Origin of the sequence: Buchnera aphidicola str. Bp (Baizongia pistaciae), assembly GCF_000007725.1 — a bacterium.
Lineage (GTDB): Bacteria > Pseudomonadota > Gammaproteobacteria > Enterobacterales > Enterobacteriaceae > Buchnera_B > Buchnera_B aphidicola_H.
This window is the reverse complement of record NC_004545.1, coordinates 218,955-244,212: the sequence shown is the minus strand read 5'-3', so window position 1 is coordinate 244,212 and position 25,258 is coordinate 218,955. Positions and strand designations below refer to the sequence as shown.

Below are 25,258 nucleotides of genomic sequence, written 5' to 3'. Positions count from 1 at the left end.
AAATTTCAAATTTAATCATTAACCCGGGGAAAAAATGAAAATGTTATCAGGATCTGATATGGTAATCAGATCACTTATTGATCAAGGTATTAAATATATATTCGGATATCCAGGAGGAGCAGTTTTAGACATATATGATTCTTTAAAACAAATGCATGGAATTAAACATATTTTAGTCAGACACGAACAGAGCGCTACTCATATGGCAGATGGATATGCGCGTGCTACTGGAAAAATAGGAGTAGTATTAGTAACTTCTGGACCTGGTGCAACTAATTCTATTACAGGAATTGCCACTGCGTATATGGATTCTATACCACTAGTTGTAATATCTGGACAAGTAGCCTCATCACTAATCGGATATGATGCTTTTCAAGAATGTGACATGATCGGTATATCTAGACCAATAGTAAAGCACAGTTTTTTAGTAAAAAATACTGAAGATATTCCTAAAATTTTCAAAAAAGCATTCTGGTTAGCATCTAGTGGACGCCCTGGCCCTATTGTCATTGATCTTCCTAAAGATATTCTTAACCCACTAATAAAAAAACCATACATTTGGCCAAAACTAATCAGTATTAGATCATATAGTCCAGTTTTACAAGGTCATCAAGGCCAAATTAAAAAAGCTTTACATATTTTAATAAAAGCAAAACAACCAATAATTTACATTGGAGGCGGGATAATAACTTCCAATAGTCATAAGGAACTAAAACTTTTAGCTGAAACACTAAATATTCCAGTAACTACTTCTCTAATGGCATTAGGAGCTTTACCTCAGAACCATCCCCAAAATCTTAAAATGTTAGGAATGCATGGTACTTACGAAGCTAATATGGCTATACACAACGCAGATGTAATATTAGCTATCGGAGTAAGATTTGATGATAGAACAACTAATAATGTAGATAAATATTGTCCAAACGCTACAATCATACACATTGACATTGATCCAACATCAATATCTAAAACTATTTCTGCACATATTCCCATAGTAGGACACGCTCGTAACGTTTTAAAACAAATATTAAATTTATTAAAAAATCAATTTTCTAAAAAAAATATTTATAACTTAGAACATTGGTGGAAACAAATAAATTGTTGGAAATCTAAAAATAGCCTAGAATACGATCGAAAAAGCAAAAAAATAAAACCTCAAAATGTTATTGAAATAATATCCGCATTAACCAACGGGAACGCATTCGTAACATCAGACGTAGGCCAACATCAAATGTTTACAGCACTATACTATTCATTTAATAAGCCAAGGAGATGGGTGAATTCAGGAGGACTAGGGACTATGGGATATGGCTTACCAGCAGCTCTAGGAGTAAAATTAGCATTACCAAAAGAAACTGTGCTTTGCATCACAGGTGACGGAAGCATTCAAATGAATATTCAAGAATTATCTACAGCAATGCAGTATAAACTTTCAATATTAATACTTAACTTAAACAATCGCTCTCTAGGAATGGTTAAACAATGGCAAGATATTATATATTCGGGTAGACATTCTCATTCATATATGAAATCATTACCTAATTTTATAAAATTAGCTGAATCTTATGGTCACATAGGGATTTCTATTCATAATCCTGAAGACTTAGAAAAAAAACTAAAGTTAGCATTATTAAAATTAGACCAAGGAAATTTAGTTTTTGTAGACATTACTATAGATCCTGAAGAGCATGTTTACCCTATGCAAATTCGAAGTGGCGGCATGAATGAAATGATATTACGAACAACGGAGCATACGTCTTTATGAAACATCGTATTTTATCTATTCTATTAGAAAATGAATCTGGAGCTTTATCACGAGTTGTAGGTCTATTTTCACAAAGAGGATATAACATAGAAAGCATAACAGTCGCACCTACAGAAGATTTATCAATTTCTAAAATTACAATACAAACTTTTGGAGATAAAAAGGTTATCGAACAAATTGGAAAACAGCTGCACAAATTGATTGATGTATTAAAGGTAACGGAAATAGAAGACGAAGAACATTTTAAAAGAGAAATTATGTTGATAAAAATAAACAATACATATGATCAATATCGAAAAGTACAAGATATTACAAACGCATTTCGAGGATATATTATTAGCGCTACGTCTAATATTTCGATTATACAACTGTCAGGTACTAACAAAAATCTAGATACATACATAGAAATTATGAAAAAACTAACAAATATAATTGAAATTTCTCGTTCTGGAATAATAAGCATTTATAAAAATTAGAATATTTTAATATCTTATTTAATAATAATCAAACTAATGATTATAGATTCAATCAAAATAAAAAATAACAAATTAAGCACACAAAAGTTAATCATGAAAAACAACTTTTCACATACTCCTGTACTACTAAACGAAACAATTCAAAATTTAGATATAAAAAATGATGGAATATATATTGATGCTACATTCGGATATGGCGGTCATTCCAAAGAAATTTTAAAACATTTAGGAAAAAATGGAAAATTATATAGCATTGATCAAGATCCATACGCCATAAAAATAGCTAATAAATTAAAGAACGATACTCGATTTAATATAATTCATGGAAAATTTTCTAATATATTAAAATATTCTAATAAAAATAAAATACGAGGTAAAGTCAATGGAATATTGTTAGATTTAGGAATGTCATCTATGCAAATCAATAATCCTAATAGGGGATTTTCATTCATTTCAGATGGACCTTTAGATATGAGAATGAATCCAAATACAGGTATTCCAGCATATATGTGGTTAAAAAAAACTAATTTAACAACATTATATCACGTATTAAAAAAATACGGAGAAGAACCTTTTTCAAAAAAAATTGCGTATAACATTATTGCTTATAACAAAAAAAAAACTATTACCAGGACTTTAGAACTGTCTAAAATAATTACCAATAGCATACCCATTAAAAAATATAGAAAACACCCTGCTCGAAGAGTGTTTCAAGCTATTAGAATATATATCAACCATGAAATATATGAATTACAACAAGCATTAGAACATGTTTTAAACATATTAATTCCTGGTGGAAAACTATTAATTTTAAGTTTTCATTCACTAGAAGACCGAACTGTTAAAAAATTTATGATAAAATATAGCAAACCACCCTTTGTTCCTCCAGGACTAGCAATAACAGAAACACAGTTAAAATCTTTAGCTAATAAGCAGTTAAAGATTATAACTAAAATTTTTCCTAGTACCATAGAAATTCGCAAAAATCCTCGAGCACATAGCGCTATACTAAGAGTAGCTCAAAAAAATAATAATGAATAAAAACTACAATTTATCAAAAATAATTTTTAACGATTTAATATCATTTTACAAAACACAACTGATACTTATTTTTATGATATTTATATCAGCACTGCTAATAATCACAATAATACATAAAACTCGTCTATTAACTTCCCAACAAGAAGAACTAGATATTATTAAAAAAAAACAGATGCCATTAAATCTAGAAAAATATATATCAACATCGCGTTTGAAGTTTAAACATGAAAAAATAGATACTTAAATATAAATATGATCTTCATTCCCTATAAAATACTTATTTTAAAATAATCATAAACAAAACTTATAAGGAATGTCTTATATAAATGAAATACTTTTTTCAAAACAAAAAAAATATTCATATCAAAAATGAAACTTTTAATAACAGAATTACTATATTGCTGAGTTTAATTATTATAACTATTATTCTAGTATTATCACGAATAACTTTTTTACAAATTATTGTTTCGAAAAAATTAATATATAAAAGCAATTTACGTTCTTTAAGAACGCAAATTGAATTTAATCAACGTGGAAATATTACAGATAGATTGGGATATCCATTAGCAATTAACATACCCGTAAAAAATATTTGTATAGATCCAAAACTACTATTTTCTAAACAAACACATATATATCCTAATTTAAAATGGAAAATGTTATCAACAGTTTTGTCTATCCCTCTAAGCGAAATATTTTATCGAATTAAATATTCTAAAAACAATCATTTTATATATCTAGCTCACAAGGTTAACCCAGAAATTTCTGAATACATCAGTCAACTTCATATCCCAGGAATATATATACTAGATGATTTCAAACGATTTTATCCATTTGGAAAACTAACATCACAACTTATCGGATTTACTAACATCGATAATGAAGGTATTGAAGGAGTAGAAAAAAGTTTTAATAAACTGTTAATGGGAAAACCAGGAAAAAAACAAATTATAACAGACAGATACGGAAGAATTATAGAACAACACAATTTAGTGAATAAAATTCAATCACACGACATAATATTAAGTATAGACTGCAGCTTTCAAAAGTTTATATACCATATACTAAATCAAGCTGTCATGTCAAATAAAGCAAAATTCGGGGTAGCTATCTTAGTAAATATCCCAACAGGAGAAATTTTGTCTATGGTAAATACACCTTCATATGATCCAAACAACTCTAGCGAATTATTTAAAAATAATCCGCTAATTAGAAATAAGGCAATTACTGATATTTTTGAATTAGGATCTACTGTTAAACCTATGATCATTATGAAAGCACTTGAAAAAAAGATAATTACTCCTGAAACTGTAATTAATACATCTTCATTAGTAGTAAACAAACACATAATACATGATGTATCATATCATCACGCATTAACAGCTTCCGATATTCTAAAGAAATCAAGTAATACAGGTGTATCACGATTAGCATTATCTATTCCAATATCTGAATTAATTGATATTTATTCTAAATTTGAACTTGGGAAATCCACTAATTTAGGACTAATTGGTGAACGCAATGGAGTTTTAAATACTAATAAAAAACATTGGTCTGATCTAGACAAAGTTACGTTATCTTTTGGATATGGATTAATGGCAACCCCGCTACAATTAGCAAGAATATATACAACTATTGGAAGATATGGACTATCTAAACCATTATCTATAATAGTTAAAAATGACACTAATTTAAAAAATGATATTTTTAGCAAACAAGTTTTTTCTAAAAAAATCATTAAAACTGTTATAAATATGTTAGAAGAAGTCGCTAAACCTGGTGGAGCTGGATTTAAAGCAGCTATAAAGGGATATCGAATAGCAGTTAAAACTGGGACTGCTAAAAAAATAAATTCAAAAGGGAAATATGATAATAAATACGTTTCCTACATTGTCGGATTTGCACCTGTTAGCAATCCTACATTCTGTCTTATGATAATGATAAACGAACCAAAATCGAACAAATATTATGGAGGTGAAATTGCAGCTCCAATATTTAAAACAATTATGCAAAAAATATTAAAAATAAAAAACATAAAACCTGATGCTTATCTATAATAATACATTAAAAACACATTATAACTAGTTATTTAATCTTATGACAATACTTATAAAAAACAATAATTTACAACAATTATTATCATCTTGGATAAAATTATCATATTCGTATACAATTTCAGGAATTCAATCAGACAGTCGTTTAGTTAAACCTGGGTACTTATTTTGCGTATTAAAAAAAAAAAATATTAATGAAACAAATAAACACATGATTCATGCAATAAAAAATGGTGCAAAAATAATACTTTACGATACAAAACAAAAATTTAAAAACGGAACATTAAAGAAAATTATAAACCATGTCCCAATAATTTATTTTTTTAAATTATCTAAAAATTTACCTCAAATATTAAAAAAGTATTACCATTTTGAAAATAATTTTACACTGATAGGAATTACTGGAACGAATGGAAAAAGTACTACCACGCACATCGTGTCTCAATGGGCTAATTTATTAAATGTTAAAATAGGAATTATGGGAACTTTAGGACATGGCATAAATAACAATTTAAAGAAAACTGACAATACCACAGAATCATCAGCAAATATACATCAATTTCTATATCATATGCTAAAACAAAATATTAAAACATTCGCTATAGAAATATCTTCTCATGGAATAGTCCAACACAGAATTGAACAACTTCCGTTTAAAATAGCAATATTAACAAATATTACACCAGAACATCTCGACTATCATCGTACTATGGATAACTACATAAATGCAAAAAAAGCATTTTTCTTTAAATATAACATTAATACATTAATTATTAATGCAGATGATTTAATAGCAAAAACTTGGATCAAAAAACTAAATCACAAAAATGTAATCACCATTACCACCAAAGACCAAAACTTTAATTCTATATCGCCAAAAAAATGGATACATGCAAATAAAATTATACAAAAACAAAATTGTACTAATATTCATTTTAATTCTAGTTGGGGTCATGGAATATTAAATAGCACGTTAATAGGACATTTTAACGTTATTAATATTTTATTAGCTCTAGCAACCTTGTTAGAATTGAACTATCCTATAACCGATTTGGTTAAAGTTTGCAAATACATAAAAACAATATCTGGAAGAATGGAACATATCCATATTGTTAACAAACCAAAAGTTATTATAGATTATGCACATAATACAAATGGATTAAAAAACTTGTTAAGCACATTAAAAGAAATATTTAATAAAAAAAAAATATGGTGCATTTTTGGATGCGGGGGAGATAGAGATAAAACAAAGCGACCATATATGGGTTCAATTGCTGAAAAAATGTCTGATCAAGTTATACTAACAAATGACAATCCTAGAAACGAACATCCTCTAAAAATTATTAAAAACATACTTTCAGGATGTAAATTTAAAAATAAAATACGCATTATTCCAAATAGAGAACATGCAATAAAATTTGCTGTCAATAATGCAGATAAAGAAGATATAATAGTAGTTGCAGGAAAGGGTCACGAAAAATATCAAATTATAAATAATAAATATTATCATTTTTCTGATCACAAAATAATAAAAAAATTATTAAATAAAAAAAACTATGATTTCAATTAACTTAATAAAATTAACATCAATTACCAACGGAATTTTATATTGCTCTAATTATGCAACATTACACTCTATTAGTATACACTCGATAACTACTGACACGCGAAAAATTACTCCAAAATGCTTATTTATCGCATTAATTGGAAAAAACTTTGATGCTCATATGTTCGTTAATGAAGCTATTTCTAAGGGAGCTGCTGCATTATTACTAGAAAAACAATGTTATCCAAAAAATGTAATACCTCAAATAATAGTTCAGAATACAACTATAGCTTTAGGAAAAATTGCATCCTGGATACGAGATCAAACTAATGCTACTGTAATTGCAATTACTGGATCTTCAGGAAAAACTTCTGTTAAAGAAATGACATCATCTATTTTAAAAAACTGTGGAAATACAATATCTACATTTCAAAATCTTAATAATAATATTGGAGTCCCATTAACATTATTAAATTTAAATAAGTCTCATAAATATGCAATCCTGGAATTAGGTGCTAATTATCCAAAAGACATAGAATATACAACTAAAATAACCAAACCCAATATTGCGTTAATAAACAACATATATCATTCACACTTAGCAGGATTTAAGTCTTTATTCGGGGTTGCCCAAGCGAAACAAGAAATTTTTTTAGGATTAAGAAAAAATGGCATAGCTATTTATAATAAAGACAGTAATTATTGGTCTAAATGGAAAAAAAACTTATTAACACAAAAAATTATTAATTTTTCAATAAAAAAAAATAGTACTATTTTTGCTAGCAATATAACAACTAGTAATCAAGGGTCGAAATTTAAAATACATTCCCCCAATGGAGAAATATATGTTACCCTACCACTCTTAGGATATCACAATATTTCTAATGCTTTAGCTGCAGCAACTATCGCAATATCTATTAACATACCATTAGAAATTATTAAAATTGGTTTATCAAGCTTACCTATACTTAAAAACAGACTACAAATCATACGATTAAATAAATATAAAACTATTATTAACGATACGTATAATGCAAACACCGCATCTATGATAGTAGCTATAAAAATTTTAGAAAACATATCAGGTTATAAGTTATTTGTTGCAGGAGATATGTTAGAACTTGGAAAAAATGATGTTTTATATCATAAAATCATAGGAAATACTATCTATAACTCTAATATTAATGAAGTTTTTAGTATTGGTAAATTGAGTAAAGAAATTAGTATCGCCAGCAAAAAAGGACATCATTTCTACAATTCAGACGAATTATTAAAAAATCTAAAAAATAAATTACTAAATAAAAAGATTATAACCATTTTAGTAAAAGCATCAAGAAGCGAAAAATTAGACGTAATAGTAGAACAATTAATAAAAGAATATCATAAAGCTTGATCTTAATAATATTGATCAACATTTATGAAATTTAACATCACTCTCTAAATAAAATTAGTAATACATATGATTATTCGTTTTATACTTAGTTTTTTTACATCATTGTTATTAATGTTAATATTCGGGCCACATTTAATAAATTGGCTAAATAAATACAAAATACAACAAATAATTCGGAATTTCGGACCCAAATCTCATTTTAATAAAAAAAATACACCAACTATGGGAGGTATATTAATAATATTTTCAATTATCATATCAACTATTATTTGGACTAAATTATCTAATCCTTATGTTTGGTTAACTCTAACAATATTAATAGGTTATGGAATAATAGGATTTATAGATGACAATATGAAAATATATTATAAAAATTCTAAAGGTTTGTCGTCCTTGCATAAATTTTCCCTTCTATCTATTTTAGCTTGTATTATAATTTTTTTAATATATTACATAATTAACGATCACTCTACAATAAAACTAATTGTTCCTTTTTCAAAAAATATTATTTTTAATACTAAAATGATATGCATATTAATATCATACTTTGCAATAATTGGTACAAGCAATGCTGTTAATCTAACAGATGGTTTAGACGGATTAGCTATTGTTCCCATTATTTTCGTTACAACTAACTTATCAATCATATCTTTTATTAGCGGAAATGTAAATTTATCTTACTATTTTAATACTATTTACATACCTTATTCTAACGAACTAACAATTATTTGTGCTGCTATTATAGGATCTTCATTAGGATTTTTATGGTTCAATACTTACCCAGCACAAATATTCATGGGTGACGTAGGTTCTCTATCTTTAGGTGGAACTATCGGTATTATTTCAGTACTCTTAAGACAAGAAATATTACTAATAATTGTAGGCGGGTTATTTGTAATTGAAACTTTATCAGTAATTATCCAAGTACTATATTATAAAATAACTAAAAAAAAACTTTTTAAAATGACACCTATTCATCATCATTATGAATTAAATGGTTGTCCCGAAACACGATTAATTATTAGATTTTGGATTATTTCATTTATATTAATGTTACTAGGACTACTAATGTTAAAGGTTCATCAATGACTCGTAATTATTTGCATAAAAAAATTCTTATATTCGGAATGGGATTAACAGGAATTTCTTGTTTAAATTTTTTTTTATCTAAAGGAATTTACCCTAAAATTATGGACACTGATAAACGTCCTAAACATATAGAAAAAATCATAAAATTTAAAAATATATGTTATCATACTGGATCTGTAAATTACTCATGGATACTCCAATCAAATCTTATTATTGTTAGTCCAGGAATAACACCTTCACATCCAGCTTTAAAATTCGCTACCAAAAAAAATATTGAAATAATTGGAGATATCGAACTATTTGTGCAAGAAACTAAAGTTCCAATAATTGCTATTACTGGATCAAATGGAAAAAGCTCAGTTACTAAAATAGTAAAGGAAATAATACAAAAAGCAGGGTTTACAACCTATATAGGAGGAAATATAGGAATACCAGCATTAAACATTGTTAACAAATTCGCTCACTTTTTCATACTAGAATTATCTAGTTTTCAATTAGAAAGAACATTTAGTTTAAAAGCATACATTGCAACTATATTAAATATAACTCCAGATCATCTTAATAGATATTCTTCAGATATAAAAGAATATGAAAAAGCTAAACAAAAAATTTACAAAAATTCTAAGATATGTATAATTAACGTGGATAACCCTGTTACAATTAATAGACAAGCTCAACTCACGAAATGCATTTCATTTGGTGTTCATTCAGGTGATTATCATCTTAGTCATACTTATACTAATACGTGGTTGTGTTATAAATCACTAAAACTAATAAATACTAAAAAATTAAAACTATCAGGAAGACATAATTACATAAATATGCTATCTGCATTAGCTATAGTACATGAACTAAAAATAAGTTTTAAAATAAGTGTCCGTATATTAAAAAATTTTTTAGGGTTACCACACCGATGTCAAAAAGTATATAAAAACAATAATATTACGTGGATTAACGATTCTAAATCTACTAATATCGCAAGTACAAAGTCTGCAATACAAAGTATAAATACCAAAGGAAAAATTAGACTAATATTGGGAGGAGATAAAAAGTCATCAAATTTAAATTTACTAAAACCTATATTAAAAAACAATGCAATAGTTATCTATTGTTATGGAAAAGACAAAAAAGAATTATTTAATCTATATCCCCATAAATCTAAAATTTTCGAAACATTGCAAGAAGTTATGCAACATATCTCAGTACAAGTACAACCAGGCGACGTAGTATTATTATCTCCTGCTTGTAGTAGCTTAGATCAATTTTCTGGATTTGAAGAAAGAGGTAATACTTTTGTAAAATTAATCCAAGAACTAATACACTAAAATCAGTACAATTTTATACATAAATATTAAAAATATTTGAGTTAACTTTTAAGTATGAAAACTAAACTTAATATTAAGCTATATGATGAAAAACTTTTATGGTGTACACTATGCCTATTGCTAATAGGTGTAACTATGGTTACTTCTTCATCTATACCTATTGCTTACCGTATTTATCATGACATGCTATTTTTTACTAAAAAACAAATTTTATATTTAGTAATATTATTTTTTATATTTAAAATATTCTTAGATGTGCCCATTTCTTTTTGGCAAAAAAATAACAAAATAATATTATTAATTTCTATAAGTACATTATTACTAGTTTTGATAATCGGAAACTCAATTCACGGCTCTTTAAGATGGATAACAATAAGTTATGTAAGTATGCAACCATCTGAATTATCCAAATTAGCAATGTTCTGCTACTTATCAAATTATCTATCTCAAAAAAATTCTGAAATAGTAAACAATTTTGGGGGATTTTTAAAACCTATAATAATAATATCTTTTCCATTGATATTACTATTAGTAGAGCCCGATTTAGGAACTACAATAGTAATCTTATTAACAACTCTATCATTATTGTTTATTTCTGGTACTAAAATTCAAAAATTTATTCCAACAATACTGATTATTGTAGTAACAACTACAGTTTTAATAATAAAATCACCTTATCGTTTTGAACGCATTATGTCGTTTTGGAATCCGTGGAATGATCCCTTTGGAAAAGGTTATCAACTTACTCAATCATTAATGGCATTAGGGCGAGGAAATATATTTGGAATGGGACTAGGACATTCAATACAAAAATTAGAATATTTGCCTGAAGCACATACAGATTTTATATTTGCCATAATAGGAGAAGAGTTAGGATATATTGGAGCCTGCACTATATTATTTATGATATTTTTCATTTCTTTTAGAGCTTTTAAAATTGGTAAAATTGCACTAAAAAATAAAATTTTTTTTTCTGGATATTTTGCTTTCTCAATTGGTTTATGGCTAATTTTTCAAACTCTAATTAATGTTGGAACAACTATTGGGTTGTTACCTACAAAAGGCTTAACACTACCACTAATTAGTTATGGAGGATCAAGTTTAATAATTGTTTCTATTGCTATTATCATACTTATACGTATAGATTTCGAACTACGCATGAAAAACATACAGGCTTTTTATAAGACAGATATATGAAAAAAATAATTATCATGGCAGGGGGTACATGTGGACATATATTCCCTGGATTAGAAATTGCAAAATCTCTAATAAATAAAGGATGGAAAGTTTTTTGGTTAGGAACTTCCAAAAATATAGAAAGTAAAATAGTTCCAAAATATGGTATTACTATAAAATATATTAATATTAGCGGGGTAAGAGGAAAAAACCTATTTGAACTAATGGCTATACCATTCAAACTAATAATAGCTTGTTACCAAGCAAAAAAAATTATAGAAAATATTAATCCAGATATTATTCTAGGAATGGGAGGATATGTTTCCGTTCCAGGAGGTATAATTTCTTACCTATACAAAAAACCACTAATTATACATGAACAAAATAAAATTGCAGGATTAGCTAATAAATTGTTATCTAAATTCACAACTATTAATATGCAAGCATTTGCTAATACCATATTAACTTCTAAATCAATTACAGTTGGAAATCCACTTCGAACTTCTATTACTAATCTAAAAAAATCTTGGGATCGTTTTGAAAATAGATCAGGACCACTAAGAATACTAGTTGTAGGAGGTAGCCAGGGAACACAAATATTTAATTTTTGTTTTCCTAAAGTAGCCTTGGTACTAAAAAATAAAATAAAGCTATGGCATCAAATCGGAAAAAAAAACATTAATATAATACATAAACTATATGACATACACAATAATTTAGCTATATACAAAATTACTCCCTTTATTAAAAATATATCTAAAGCATATTTTTGGGCTGATTTAATAATATGCCGCGCAGGAGCATTAACAGTCAGTGAAATACAATACATTGGATTACCTGCTATATTCGTACCCTTTCCACATAAAGATCAACACCAATACTGGAATGCATACCCATTAAAAATGATTGGAGGTGCTAAAATAATTATGCAAGAAAGATTTAATGTTAATGTTATAATCACTCTTTTAAAAAATTTAAACAGACAAAAATTAATTGTTATGGCTAAAAAATTACGTTCTAGTTATAAACTAAATTCTATAAAAACTATCACTAAAATAATCGAAAATATAACTCATTAATTTTTGTCTAAACCAATGAATAAAATACTATTTTAAGATGAATAACAAAAAAAAAAATATAAATACAATATCTATTATTAAAATGAACGATATTAAAAATATTCATTTTATTGGTATTGGAGGATGTAGTATGGGTGGTATTGCTGAAATACTATTAAAATCAGGATACAACATTAGTGGTTCAGACATAGTTTCCAATAATATCACACAACAATTATCTAAATTAGGCGCAAAAATATTTTTTAAACACACCGAAAAAAATATTAACCGTTCTGATGTAATAGTTATTTCTAGTGCTATTTCATGTAATAATCCAGAAATAATTAAAGCTAAAAAACTAAATATTCCTGTAATTTCACGCGCAGAAATGATTGCTGAAATCATTCGCTACAAATATAATATAGCAATTTCTGGAACACATGGAAAAACTTCTACAACTGCAATAATATTTAGCATATTCGAAGATAGTAATTTAAGTCCGACTCTTATTAACGGAGGATACTTAAAATCAATCAATAGTAATATAAAAATAGGAAAAAACCCTTTTTATTGCATAGTCGAAGCTGATGAAAGTGATGCATCCTTTTTACATTTAAAGCCAATTACTATCATACTAACTAACATCGAAAAAGATCATATTGAAACGTATAATGGGAGTTTTCATAACCTTAAACTAGCATTTATAAAATTTATTCACAATCTTCCATTTTATGGAACTGCAATTATGTGCATAGATAATCATGCTGTACAAACAATACTCCCATACATTAAACGAAATATTATTACTTATGGATTTAGCTCAAATGCTGATGTAAGAATTGATCGATATGTTCAAAAAAAATTTACTAGTCGTTTTATTGTAATCAGAGTTAACAAACCTACACTCAATGTTACACTAAATCTTCCAGGTCGCCATAACGCATTAAATGCAACTGCAGCAATTTGTGTAGCTACACAAGAAAATATAGATGACAAAAACATTATACAGTCATTAAAAAATTTTCAGGGAGTTCAACGAAGATTTGAATTATCCAAAACATTTACAATAAATTCTAAATCACATAGAAAAAAAGAAATTATGTTAATTAATGATTATGGACATCACCCAACCGAAATTTTGGAAAGTATACATACTGCTAGATTTGGATGGCCTAAAAAAAAATTATTAATGATTTTTCAACCCCATCGATATACTCGAACAAAAAATTTTTTGTTCTCATTTAGCAAAACACTTTCCAATGTAGATGAATTATTTATACTAGAAGTATATGCTGCTAATGAAGCTATAATTCCAGGAGCTGATAGTACGTCTCTATATAAAACGATCAAAAAAAACAAAAAAAATTTTGTAACATTAATTTTAGATCTAAACAAATTGTTTTTAAATATAATGTCAAAATTATCTGACAGTAATCTAATACTAGTTCAAGGTGCTGGAAACGTAGATAATATCGTAAAAACGTTTTTTATCAAAAAGCTAAAACAATATAAGAATTAAAATGACAATCATAACTGAAAAAATAGCTGTTCTTTTAGGTGGAACATCTCAAGAAAGAAATATATCATTAATATCTGGTTACAATATATTAAATAGTCTTTTAAAATCTGGAATTCATGCTGTGGCTATAGACACCAAAGATTTTCCTATTACACAATTACCTCATCAAAAATTTACAAAAGCATTTATAGCTTTACATGGACGAGATGGAGAAGATGGTACAATACAAAGCGTACTAAAATATTTAAATATTCCTTTTACAGGAAGTAAAACGTTACCTTCAGCTATTTCAATTAATAAATTTAAAACAAAATTATTATGGCAAAGTTTTAATTTACCTGTTGTTCCTTATTTACACATTAATAAACATGAATTCAATAAAAAATTTTTACAAAAATTTAAAAAAAATATTTCACTTTTAGGATTACCTATAATTGTAAAACCCAACCAAGAAGGATCGAGTATAGGTATTACAATTGTATATTCATATGAAACCTTATATAAAGCATGTAAAACAGCTTTTATATTTGATAATTCAATATTAATTGAAAAATTTATATATGGAGAAGAATATACAATTAGCATCTTGGGAAAAAAAATACTTCCAATTATACGAATATGTCCTGAAAATACCTTTTACAATTACAATTCTAAATATTTATCCAACCGAACAACATATTTTTGTCCAAGCGGCTTAAATAAACTAAAAGAATTAGAACTAAAAAAAATTACTCTAACAGCATGGAATATTATAGATGGAACTGGATGGGGAAGAGTTGATGTAATAATGGATTACAAAAATAAATTCTGGTTATTAGAAGCAAATACATGTCCTGGGATGACTGATCATAGCTTATTTCCAATGTCGGCAAAAAAAGCAGGTATATCTTATCAAATACTAGTACAAAAAATTTTAGAACTAGCTAATTAATAATTTATTTTCAAAACATTATTGTTAATTGTTAAAATATACAAAAATTATCAATAATAAATTAACTAAAATACACAAAAATAAAAAAACTTAAAACACTTATCAATTGTTCTTTTATAGTTTAACATGATTATCTATCAAAAAATAAAACTAATGCTCCTAAAAAAAACAAGAAAAAAAAATATTGTAAAATAACCAAATATTTAATTATTTTTTTAAAAAATTAAAAAAATTTAATATTAATAATTATATACCTAAAAAAATCTTTTAAATATTGTTACACTTTTATAATTTTTCGTACATATGTTAATACATAAATTTTTGCATACATATATTAATTAAAAAAAATGTACTGTCAAATATAGTAATAACAAATAATTTTAATCTATAGGCAAAGAATTATGATTAAAGTACTAAAAAAAAAATTGATTGTTGGGTTAGAAATTGGAACTACTAAAACCACTATTTCAGTAGGAGAAATTTTAGAAGATGATACTATTAATATTATAGGTATAGGACTCAGTAAATCAATAGGAATAGACCGAGGTATAATTAATGATCTAAAATCTATTGTAGAATGCATAAAAAAAGTCATTAATCAAGCTGAAACTATGGCTAATTGTAATATTACTTCTATTTACTTAGCCTTATCAAATAAATATATAAATTGTCAAAACGAAATAGGAATAATTCCAATACTACAAGAAGAAATAACAAAAAATGATATAGAAAACGTAATACATACTGCAAAATCTGTACGTATACGTAATGAACATAAAATATTGCATATTATTCCTCAAGAATACTCAATTGATGAGCGTACAGGAATTAAAAATCCCATTGGATTATCCGGTATACGTATGCAAGCTATAGTTCATTTAATTACATGTCATTCTTCAATAAAAAAAAATATTATTAAAGCTGTAGAATCCTGCGGGATAAGAGTTGATTACTCAGTTTTTTCTGGATTAGCATCTAGCGAATCAGTGTTAACAACAGATGAACGAAATCTCGGAGTTTGCATAGTAGACATAGGTGGTGGAACTACAGATATTGCAATTTATACTAATGGAACACTTAAACATAGTTGCGTAATTCCGTATGCTGGAAATACCGTTACGAATGATATTTCATATGTGTTTAACATACCATTCATGTACGCTGAAAAAATAAAAATTAAATATGGATATGCTATGCAATCTTCTGATATTACAGAAGAAGAAATTAAAATAGTAAATGAAGATAATACGATTATTCAAACATTTCACAAAGATAAATTAACTGAAGTTATCGAGTCTAGATATATAGAGCTATTAACATTAATTAATGAAGAAATAAAAAATACACAAAAAAAGTTAAAAAAATCAGGACGCATTCATAAACTAGGAGCTGGTATAGTATTAACAGGAGGAGCATCTAATATAAAACTTTTTAAAAATTGTGCAGAAAAAGTTTTTAATATACCTGTTAGAATTGGATGTCCTAAAAAAAATAACATAAATACTGCTAAACTAACTAATAATACTCAAACAGGAAGTTTATCTACTGTAATTGGATTATTATATTTTGGAAAAAAATATTTTTACTCACACCGCAACAAAAATTCTTATAATTTTTTTAAAAAATGGTTGCAATACATCAACAATTGGATAAAAAAAGAATTTTAAGATACACATTAAACTAAATATGGATAAAAACTATGTTTGAACCTGTAGAATTAAATAATAATGCGATAATAAAAGTCATTGGGATAGGAGGAGGAGGAGGTAATGCAGTAGAATACATGGTACAAGAACATATTGAAGGAGTAGAATTTTTTGCTATTAATACAGACGCCCAAGCATTACGAAAAATTGAAGTGGAACAAACTATACAAATCGGAAGTGATATAACTAAAGGATTAGGAGCAGGAGCTAATCCCGAAATAGGACGGCGTGCAGCTGAAGAGGATTCAGATAATTTAAAATCTATTTTAAAAGATGCTGATATGGTATTTATTGCATCAGGTATGGGGGGAGGTACAGGAACAGGCGCAGCACCTATTATTGCTAAAATTTCAAAAAAATTAGGAATTTTAACAGTTGCAGTAGTTACAAAACCATTTAATTTTGAAGGAAAAAAAAGAATGATATCTGCTGAACAAGGTGTTTCTGAATTATCAAAATATGTTGATTCACTGATCATAATTCCAAATGATAAATTGATAAAAGTACTTTCTAAAGGAATTTCCCTGTTAGATGCTTTTAATACAGCTAATAACGTCCTAAAGGGAGCGGTTCAAGGAATAGCAGAATTAATTACTAAACCGGGCTTAATGAATGTAGATTTCGCTGATGTACGGACAGTTATGTCAGAAATGGGTTATGCTATGATGGGTACAGGTATAGCTTCAGGAGATGAACGAGCTAAAGAAGCATCTAAAATAGCAATATCTAGTCCTTTACTAGAAGATATTAATTTATCTGGTGCTAAAGGTGTTTTAGTAAATATTACTTCAGGATTAAATATGAAATTAGACGAATTTGAAACAATCGGAAATACTATTCGTTCATTTTCTTCAGATAATGCAACAGTAGTTATCGGAACATCGCTAGATACAAATATGAACGATTCACTTCGTGTTACAATAGTAGCTACAGGAATTGGGACATATAATGACATTAAACACAATAACAATACAGAAAATCATACATCTAAACATGTTCCAAAAAACTTAGAAAACTTGCAAACAAAAGAATCTCCTAAATACAATAATCCTAAACAACACATATATGACACATTTAATCAGCAAGGAATCACTAACAAAGAAATGAATTATTTAGATATACCTGCGTTTCTAAGAAAAAAACACAAATAACGCTCGGTCTTTAAAAAAATAATTATATATTATATATTATATATTATATTTAAAATTTTAAAACGTTTAAATAATACAATATTTATATCACTGAAATAAAATACTATGAAAAATAATATATCTAAATTTCCCTTATCATTTTCGAAATCAGCAATAAAAAAAATAAAAACTATTATTAGTGAAAAAAACATTCCTAATTTAAAGTTTAGAGTTTATATCGCAGGAGGCGGGTGTAGTGGTTTTCAATATAAATTTAAATTTGATAAAAATAAAAATAAAAATGATACTATAGTTAATATATTCAATAATATAATAATCATTGACCCTATAAGTTTACAATATCTTCGGGGAGGTCAAATAGATTATATAGAAAATTTAGAAGGATCAAAATTTATTATACTAAATCCAAAAGCAAAACATACTTGCGGGTGCGGATCTTCATTTAGCATCTAAATAAAATTCAATTTCATTAATCGTTCTTAATATAAAATATGAAAAAAGAAATTAAAAAAAACTACAGAATTGGAATAATCGCAGCGTTACAGCAAGAAGTACAAATTTTGTTTAACAAACTAAAAAATTATAAAATAAATAAAATATCTAATATTACTTTCTATATTGGAAATATACATAATATACACGTAGTTTTAGCTAAATCAGGTGTCGGAAAAGTTTTTTCTGGGATAACATGCGCACTATTATTACAAAAATATAAAGTAAAGTTTATCATTAATATAGGTTCTGCTGGAAGTTTAAATAAAAACTTAAAACCAGGATCTATCATTATTCCTACAAATGTTTGTTATCACGATGTTAATCTTACTGCATTTGGGTATAGCATTGGACAAATTAAAAATTGTCCAAAAACATTTTTGAGTAATACACTTATGCTTAAATTAACTGAAAAATATTTATTTGAAAACAAAATAAAATACCAAAAAAAGCTAATGATTAGCGGAGATATATTTATAGATACATGCGAAAAAAAATCTTTATTAAAAAAACGATTCCCAAAAGCTATCGCTGTAGATATGGAAGCCGCAGCAATAGCTCATGTGTGTTATCAATTTAACATACCTATTTTGATAATTAAATCAATATCCGATTCTTCGGATATCAACGCTGCTGACAATTTTAAATATTTTATAAATTTAGCATCTAAAAACTCTTCATTAGTAACTATAAATGTATTACAAACATTATTTAAAAATACCAAAAATATTCTATTCGATAACAATAATCGCTGCTAAATTCTTATAAAAAATGATTTAAATTCGTAAAAAAATTCTTGAGCACCATATATTATATAACACAATTAATACTATTTTTTAATTTTTTTATTAATTAAATCGGTAATTGTGCCTTGAAAAATTTGCGCAGATAAATTAATAGATTCATATAAAGTAGGATGAGCATGTATTGTTAGTGCTAAATCTTCAGCATCGCATCCCATTTCAATAGCTAAAGAAATTTCTCCTAATAACTCACCTGCATTCGAACCAACTATACATCCACCAATAATTTTATTAGTTTTTTTATCAAAAATTAGTTTAGTTACACCTTCTGAACATTGCGAAGATACTGCCCGTCCTAATGTATTCCAAAGAACTGAAGACACTTCATAATTTATATTATTTTTTCTAGCTTCATTTTCAGTTATACCTACCCAAGCAATTTCAGGCTCAGTATATGACACACATGGAATAACAAACGGATTAAAATAATGTTTTTTTCCGGATATAACTTCAGCTACTATATGTCCTTCATGTGTTCCTTTATGAGCCAACATCGGTTGTCCAATTACATCTCCAATAGCATAAATATTTGGAATATTAGTGCAAAATTGTTCATTAACTTTAATAAATCCATTATTATCTGTTTTTAATCCTACCTTTGAAATGTCTAACATATCCGTATTAGGAACACGTCCTATAGCCACTAAAATTATATCATATAATTCGAAACGTTTATTTTTGTTATCATTTTCAGCAATGTGTACTAATAAACCATTCTTTTCTTGAACAATTTTAATTACATTAGAATTAAAAAAAATGTTATAATCATGATTAACTGAACGCTTAAAAATGTCAATCACATCTCTATCTAGATGTGGTAATATATCGTGCGAATTATCTATTATATCTACGTTAGACCCTAATGCACTATATATAGTTGCCATCTCTAAACCAATAATACCTCCACCAATAATCAATAATTTTTTAGGAATACTCGGAATAGAAACAGCAAAACTAGAATTCCAAATTCTGATGTCATCATAAGGAATATAAGATAATTTTTTAGATAAAGAACCTGTAGCTATCACTATTTTATTAAAAGAAACAACATAACTGTCATGTTCGCCTTGAACAAAAATACTATTAGCATCTAAAAATTTTGCATATCCAAAAATAATTCTTACATTCCGTTTTCGTGCTAAATTACTAATTCCAGAACTAAAACTTTCAATTATTTTTTTTTGATTACATTGAATTTCTTTTAAATTAATATCTAATTTTTCAAAACTTATTCCTATTCTAGATAATTTCTTAACATCTTTAATAACTTTAGCAATGTGTAATAAATATTTAGATGGAATACACCCAACGTTCAAGCATACTCCTCCCAAAGAATAATATTGTTCTATCAACACAACGTTTAAACCCAAATCTGAACAACGAAATGCAGCAGAATATCCAGAAGGCCCAGAGCCAATAATTACTACTTGAGTATCAACTTTTTTACTTATCATTTTTTTACCTATATAAAGATTATTAAATTCAAAACAACAAATATGATTGTATTTTTAATACATAAATGTTTTTAAATAAAAGAAAACTCAAGAGAGTTATTAATATCACAAAAATATAATTAATAATATTTAAAAAAGTATTTATATCTAAATCATTAAAAAACGAATGTCCGTTAACATTTTTTTTACAAAAGTAATGAAACGCACTGCTGCTACTCCATCAATAGCACGATGATCATAAGATAATGACAATGGTAACATTAACTTGGGGATGAATGCATGACTATTCCAATAAGGTTTAATTAATGCTCTAGAAATACCTAGAATTGCAAGCTCAGGATACTTAATAATTGGTGTAAAGTTTGTTCCTCCTATTCCACCTAAATTAGATATAGTAAAACTACCATATTCTTTTATATCCGAAAAATTTAATTTTCTTGAACGCGCTCTTTCAGAGATAATACGTAAGTCATTTGATATACTAGAAATATTTTTTTTATTCACACGATTAATTACAGGCACCAAAAGACCATCGTCAGTATCTACTACAATTCCTATATTAATATGTTCGTTTAAAACAATAGCAATCCTATTATCTTTATTAATTAAGCGTCCATTGAATTTTGGAAACATTTCTAATGCTTTAGAAACTGCTTTTATAACAAAAATTAAAATAGTCAACTTTTTACTTTTATCTTTTAAATCAGAATTATATTTTTGTCTAAAATTTTCTAATTCAGTAATATCTGATTCATCAAATTGCGTTACATGCGGGATAGTTAACCAACTCTTCAACAAATTTTTACTAGATCGTATCTGCGTTCTAGTCAATTCAATACTTTTAAAATCATCACAAGTGACATTGTCTTTGTAATAATTAACATTTGTTTTTTTTAAACTTTTTTTAATATCATTAAAAAGTGAAATGTTTTTATATGAAATAACATCCTCTTTTAATATTCGACCTTTTCTTCCAGTACCAGTAATATTTTCTAATTTAATATCGAATTTTCTAGCTAAACGACGCACAGTAGGAGTCGCATGTACTAAAATAGTTCTATTGTTAATATTATTATTGACATTACCTAAATTTGAATTAGTAGATGTATTTTTAGAATTTTTAAATGAATAAGAACTTGAATCATTTTTTGATTTAACATTATCGTCAATGCCATTTAATATAGCAATTAAAGAACCAGTAGTTATTTTTTCACCAATATGTACTATTATATTTTTTATTGTTCCTGTATGTGATGCTGGTATTTCTATTGATGCTTTTTGTCCTTCTACTGTAATTAAAGAATCATCTTTTTTTACTTGATCACCAATTTTTACTAAAATTTCAATTACTTCGACTAAATCAGTTCCAATATCAGGCATTACTACTTGCTTATCCATGTTTATTCTCCTACGCTAATCTCGGATTGACCTTATTGATATCAATTTTAAACTTACTTATCGCATTAACAATAGTATTTTTATCAACATCGCCAATTTTTTCTAATTCTCCAAGAACAGCGATTACTATATGATATTCATCAATTTCAAAATACCTACGCAAGTTTTTGCGACTATCAGAACGACCAAATCCATCAGTTCCTAATACACGGTAAGTAACTGCTGGAATATATGCTCTTACTTGTTCTGAAAATAACTTCATGTAATCAGTTACAGCAATAGCAGGTAGTTTGTTCATTATTTTAGTAACAAACGGTACTTTTTTTTCTTGAGTTGGATGCAACAAATTCCATCTATCGCAATCTTGACCATTCCTTGCTAACTCAGTAAAAGATGTTACACTATAAACATCCGATCCTATGTCATATTCTTCTAATAAAATTTCAGCAGCTCTACATACACATTGAAGTATAGATCCAGATCCCATAATCTGAACCTTAACATTTTTTTTTCCTACATGTTTTAACTTATAAATTCCTTTACAAATTCCTTCATACATGTTTTTAGAAATTCCAGGCATAACATAATTTTCATTCATTGTTGTAATATAATAATAAATATTCTCTTGGCTAGGACCGTACATTCTTTGTAATCCATCATGAACAATAACAGCAAGTTCGTAAGCATACGCAGGATTATATGATATACAATTAGGTATAGTTAATGCTTGAATATGACTATGTCCATCACCATGTTGTAATCCTTCACCATTTAAAGTAGTTTTTCCCGATGTTCCTCCTATTAAAAATCCTCTAGCTTGCTGATCACCAGCAGCCCAAAATAAATCACCAATTCTTTGAAATCCAAACATAGAGTAAAAAATATAAAATGGAATCATAGGAAAATTATTCGTACTATACGATGTCGCAGCAGCTAACCATGACGCAGCAGCACCTAATTCATTAATACCTTCCTGTAAAATTTGTCCTTTTTTATCTTCTTTATAATAAGCTAATAATTCCTTATCTTGAGGTGTATATTTTTGACCAATAAAATTATAAATTCCTATTTTTCGAAATAAACCTTCCATACCGAATGTACGCGCTTCATCAGCAATTATTGGTACGATTCTATCTTTAATAAAACTATTTCGTAACAAAATATTTAATATACGAATAAAAACTATAGTTGTTGAAATTTCTTTTTTTTGTTCCGTTAGTAAAGTACTAAATTCATCTAATTTTGGTAATGTAAAAAAATTAGTAAAATTAGATAAACGAATAGGAAGATATCCCCCTAATTTTTTTCTTCTAGCATGAAGATATTTATACTCAATACTATTAGCATCAAAAGATACATATGGTAAATATTTTAACTCATTCTCTTCAACAGGAACTTTAAACCTATTTTTAATATATGTAATACCCTTTATGTCAATTTTTTTAATTTGATGAGCTATATTTTTTCCTTCTGCAATATCTCCCATTCCATAGCCCTTTACTGTATGCATTAATATTATTACCGGTTTTCCAACAATAGAATTAGCTTTTGAAAGAGCTGCATAAATTTTTTTAGGATCATGCCCTCCTCTATCTAAATTCCAAATTTGATCATCTGACATATCTTTCACTAATTCTTGTGTTTCTAAATATTTTCCAAAAAAATATTTTCTTATATATGCTCCATTTTTTGACTTAAATGTTTGATAGTCTCCATCTAATGTTTCATTCATTAATTTTATTAACTTTCCACTAACATCTTTTTTAAGTAAACTATCCCATTTACTACCCCATATTACTTTTATTACTTTCCAACCACATCCTTTGAAAACACTTTCTAATTCATCAATTACTTTGCCATTTCCAATTACTGGACCATCTAACCTTTGTAAATTACAATTTACAATGAATATCAAATTATCTAATTTTTCCCGAGCAGCAATAGAAATAGCTCCTTTAGATTCTGGTTCATCCATTTCACCGTCGCCTAAGAACGCATATACTTTTTGATTATTAGTACATTTTAAATTTCGATGTTCTAAATATTTTAAAAATTTAGCTTGATAAATAGCACATATTGGTCCTAATCCCATAGATACTGTTGGAAATTGCCAAAAATTTGGCATTAATTTAGGATGAGGATAAGATGATAATCCTATCCCATCAATTTCCTGTCTAAAATTATCTAGTTGTTTTTGAGTTAATCTATCTTCAATAAATGCTCGCGAATAAATACCTGGAGATATATGTCCTTGAAAATATACTAAATCTCCTCCATTATTTTCATTAGTAGCATGAAAAAAATGATTAAAACACACCTCGTAAATAGTCGCTGCTGACTGAAAAGAAGATAAATGACCTCCTAAATCTAAATTTTTTTTTGAAGCTCTTAACACCATCATTATAGCATTCCATCGAATGACAGATCGTATTTTTTGTTCTATAAACAAATCCCCAGGATAATTCGGTTCTTCTTCAACTGGAATTGTATTAACATAATTACTTATAGCACATTTTTTAAAAACTACCTTATTTTTATAAGGTACATATTTTTTAACAGTATTAATAATAAAATTAGCACGTTCTAAACCATCTTCACGAATAACTGATTTAATAGCTTGTATCCAATCTTCAGTTTCAATTGGATCTATATCATTTGATGAAAATTCTGCCATATAAAATTCCTTATTACATCATCTTAAATACATTTACCCATTTTTATATACTCTAATGTTCTAATTATTAATATTAAATGTTAACTTTTATAAAAATTTTTGAAAAAATTATTAATAATTGTAAAAAAACAAAATTTAATAAATTTAATTAAATAATTTTAACATTAATAACTTTCATTCAAAATGTTAATAACATTAATCTATAGT

At 26.9% G+C, this 25,258-nt stretch carries 20 protein-coding genes; 17 read left to right on the top strand and 3 right to left on the bottom strand.

Annotated features, from left to right (window positions below; genetic code table 11):
• The first annotated feature begins 34 nt into the window (after positions 1–34).
• The 17 genes from ilvB to BBP_RS00965 all read left to right on the top strand — a co-directional run bounded on the left by ilvB (position 35) and on the right by BBP_RS00965 (position 19,480).
• Positions 35–1,765 (top strand): biosynthetic-type acetolactate synthase large subunit, encoded by a 1,731-nt coding sequence (gene ilvB / locus BBP_RS01045; protein ID WP_011091341.1) that lies wholly within the window; start codon positions 35–37, stop codon positions 1,763–1,765.
• Positions 1,762–2,241 (top strand): acetolactate synthase small subunit, encoded by a 480-nt coding sequence (gene ilvN, locus BBP_RS01040; RefSeq protein ID WP_011091340.1) that lies wholly within the window; start codon positions 1,762–1,764, stop codon positions 2,239–2,241. Before ilvB ends, ilvN begins: the two co-directional genes overlap by 4 nt.
• Before the next feature lie 93 nt (positions 2,242–2,334).
• Entirely contained in the window at positions 2,335–3,282 is a 948-nt protein-coding gene (gene rsmH / locus BBP_RS01035) for a 16S rRNA (cytosine(1402)-N(4))-methyltransferase RsmH (RefSeq protein WP_011091339.1), read from the top strand.
• A complete protein-coding gene (locus tag BBP_RS01030; RefSeq protein ID WP_011091338.1) occupies positions 3,275–3,526 on the top strand; it encodes a cell division protein FtsL in 252 nt (83 codons plus the stop codon). The genes rsmH and BBP_RS01030 overlap by 8 nt, the downstream gene beginning before the upstream one ends.
• A gap of 82 nt (positions 3,527–3,608) precedes the next feature.
• Positions 3,609–5,339: a peptidoglycan synthase FtsI gene (locus BBP_RS01025; RefSeq protein ID WP_011091337.1), complete on the top strand. Its 1,731-nt coding sequence runs from the start codon at positions 3,609–3,611 to the stop codon at positions 5,337–5,339.
• A gap of 40 nt (positions 5,340–5,379) precedes the next feature.
• Positions 5,380–6,906: a UDP-N-acetylmuramoyl-L-alanyl-D-glutamate--2,6-diaminopimelate ligase gene (locus BBP_RS01020; protein ID WP_011091336.1), complete on the top strand. Its 1,527-nt coding sequence runs from the start codon at positions 5,380–5,382 to the stop codon at positions 6,904–6,906.
• Positions 6,893–8,275 carry a UDP-N-acetylmuramoyl-tripeptide--D-alanyl-D-alanine ligase gene (gene murF, locus BBP_RS01015; RefSeq protein WP_011091335.1) on the top strand — a complete coding sequence of 461 codons (1,383 nt, stop codon included), beginning with the start codon at positions 6,893–6,895 and terminating at the stop codon, positions 8,273–8,275. Before BBP_RS01020 ends, murF begins: the two co-directional genes overlap by 14 nt.
• Positions 8,276–8,341: 66 nt before the next feature.
• Positions 8,342–9,364 carry a phospho-N-acetylmuramoyl-pentapeptide-transferase gene (gene mraY / locus BBP_RS01010; RefSeq protein WP_011091334.1) on the top strand — a complete coding sequence of 341 codons (1,023 nt, stop codon included), beginning with the start codon at positions 8,342–8,344 and terminating at the stop codon, positions 9,362–9,364.
• Complete coding sequence (gene murD, locus BBP_RS01005; RefSeq protein ID WP_011091333.1) at positions 9,361–10,689, top strand: UDP-N-acetylmuramoyl-L-alanine--D-glutamate ligase; 1,329 nt, start codon at positions 9,361–9,363, stop codon at positions 10,687–10,689. The genes mraY and murD overlap by 4 nt, the downstream gene beginning before the upstream one ends.
• Before the next feature lie 54 nt (positions 10,690–10,743).
• Positions 10,744–11,886, top strand: coding sequence for a cell division protein FtsW (ftsW, locus tag BBP_RS01000; protein ID WP_011091332.1), 1,143 nt, complete (start codon positions 10,744–10,746; stop codon positions 11,884–11,886).
• On the top strand, positions 11,883–12,944 hold the full coding sequence (gene murG / locus BBP_RS00995) for an undecaprenyldiphospho-muramoylpentapeptide beta-N-acetylglucosaminyltransferase (RefSeq protein WP_011091331.1): 1,062 nt from the start codon (positions 11,883–11,885) through the stop codon (positions 12,942–12,944). The genes ftsW and murG overlap by 4 nt, the downstream gene beginning before the upstream one ends.
• Before the next feature lie 37 nt (positions 12,945–12,981).
• Positions 12,982–14,442 (top strand): UDP-N-acetylmuramate--L-alanine ligase, encoded by a 1,461-nt coding sequence (gene murC / locus BBP_RS00990; protein ID WP_011091330.1) that lies wholly within the window; start codon positions 12,982–12,984, stop codon positions 14,440–14,442.
• A 10-nt stretch (positions 14,443–14,452) separates the two neighbouring features.
• A complete protein-coding gene (locus BBP_RS00985; protein ID WP_044010612.1) occupies positions 14,453–15,373 on the top strand; it encodes a D-alanine--D-alanine ligase in 921 nt (306 codons plus the stop codon).
• 401 nt (positions 15,374–15,774) lie between these two features.
• Positions 15,775–17,040 carry a cell division protein FtsA gene (gene ftsA / locus BBP_RS00980; RefSeq protein WP_011091328.1) on the top strand — a complete coding sequence of 422 codons (1,266 nt, stop codon included), beginning with the start codon at positions 15,775–15,777 and terminating at the stop codon, positions 17,038–17,040.
• 32 nt (positions 17,041–17,072) lie between these two features.
• Positions 17,073–18,230 carry a cell division protein FtsZ gene (ftsZ, locus tag BBP_RS00975; protein ID WP_011091327.1) on the top strand — a complete coding sequence of 386 codons (1,158 nt, stop codon included), beginning with the start codon at positions 17,073–17,075 and terminating at the stop codon, positions 18,228–18,230.
• 105 nt (positions 18,231–18,335) lie between these two features.
• Positions 18,336–18,683, top strand: coding sequence for an iron-sulfur cluster insertion protein ErpA (gene erpA, locus BBP_RS00970; protein ID WP_011091326.1), 348 nt, complete (start codon positions 18,336–18,338; stop codon positions 18,681–18,683).
• A gap of 38 nt (positions 18,684–18,721) precedes the next feature.
• Entirely contained in the window at positions 18,722–19,480 is a 759-nt protein-coding gene (locus BBP_RS00965) for a 5'-methylthioadenosine/adenosylhomocysteine nucleosidase (RefSeq protein WP_011091325.1), read from the top strand.
• Positions 19,481–19,551: 71 nt separating this feature from the next.
• Here the strand turns inward: BBP_RS00965 and lpdA are convergent, their stop codons facing one another.
• The 3 genes from lpdA to aceE form a co-directional block, all read right to left on the bottom strand.
• Positions 19,552–20,979: a dihydrolipoyl dehydrogenase gene (gene lpdA, locus BBP_RS00960; RefSeq protein ID WP_011091324.1), complete on the bottom strand. Its 1,428-nt coding sequence runs from the start codon at positions 20,977–20,979 to the stop codon at positions 19,552–19,554.
• Positions 20,980–21,126: 147 nt separating this feature from the next.
• Positions 21,127–22,377: a 2-oxo acid dehydrogenase subunit E2 gene (locus BBP_RS00955; protein WP_011091323.1), complete on the bottom strand. Its 1,251-nt coding sequence runs from the start codon at positions 22,375–22,377 to the stop codon at positions 21,127–21,129.
• A 10-nt stretch (positions 22,378–22,387) separates the two neighbouring features.
• A complete protein-coding gene (gene aceE / locus BBP_RS00950; protein ID WP_011091322.1) occupies positions 22,388–25,051 on the bottom strand; it encodes a pyruvate dehydrogenase (acetyl-transferring), homodimeric type in 2,664 nt (887 codons plus the stop codon).
• Between the last annotated feature and the right edge of the window lie 207 nt (positions 25,052–25,258).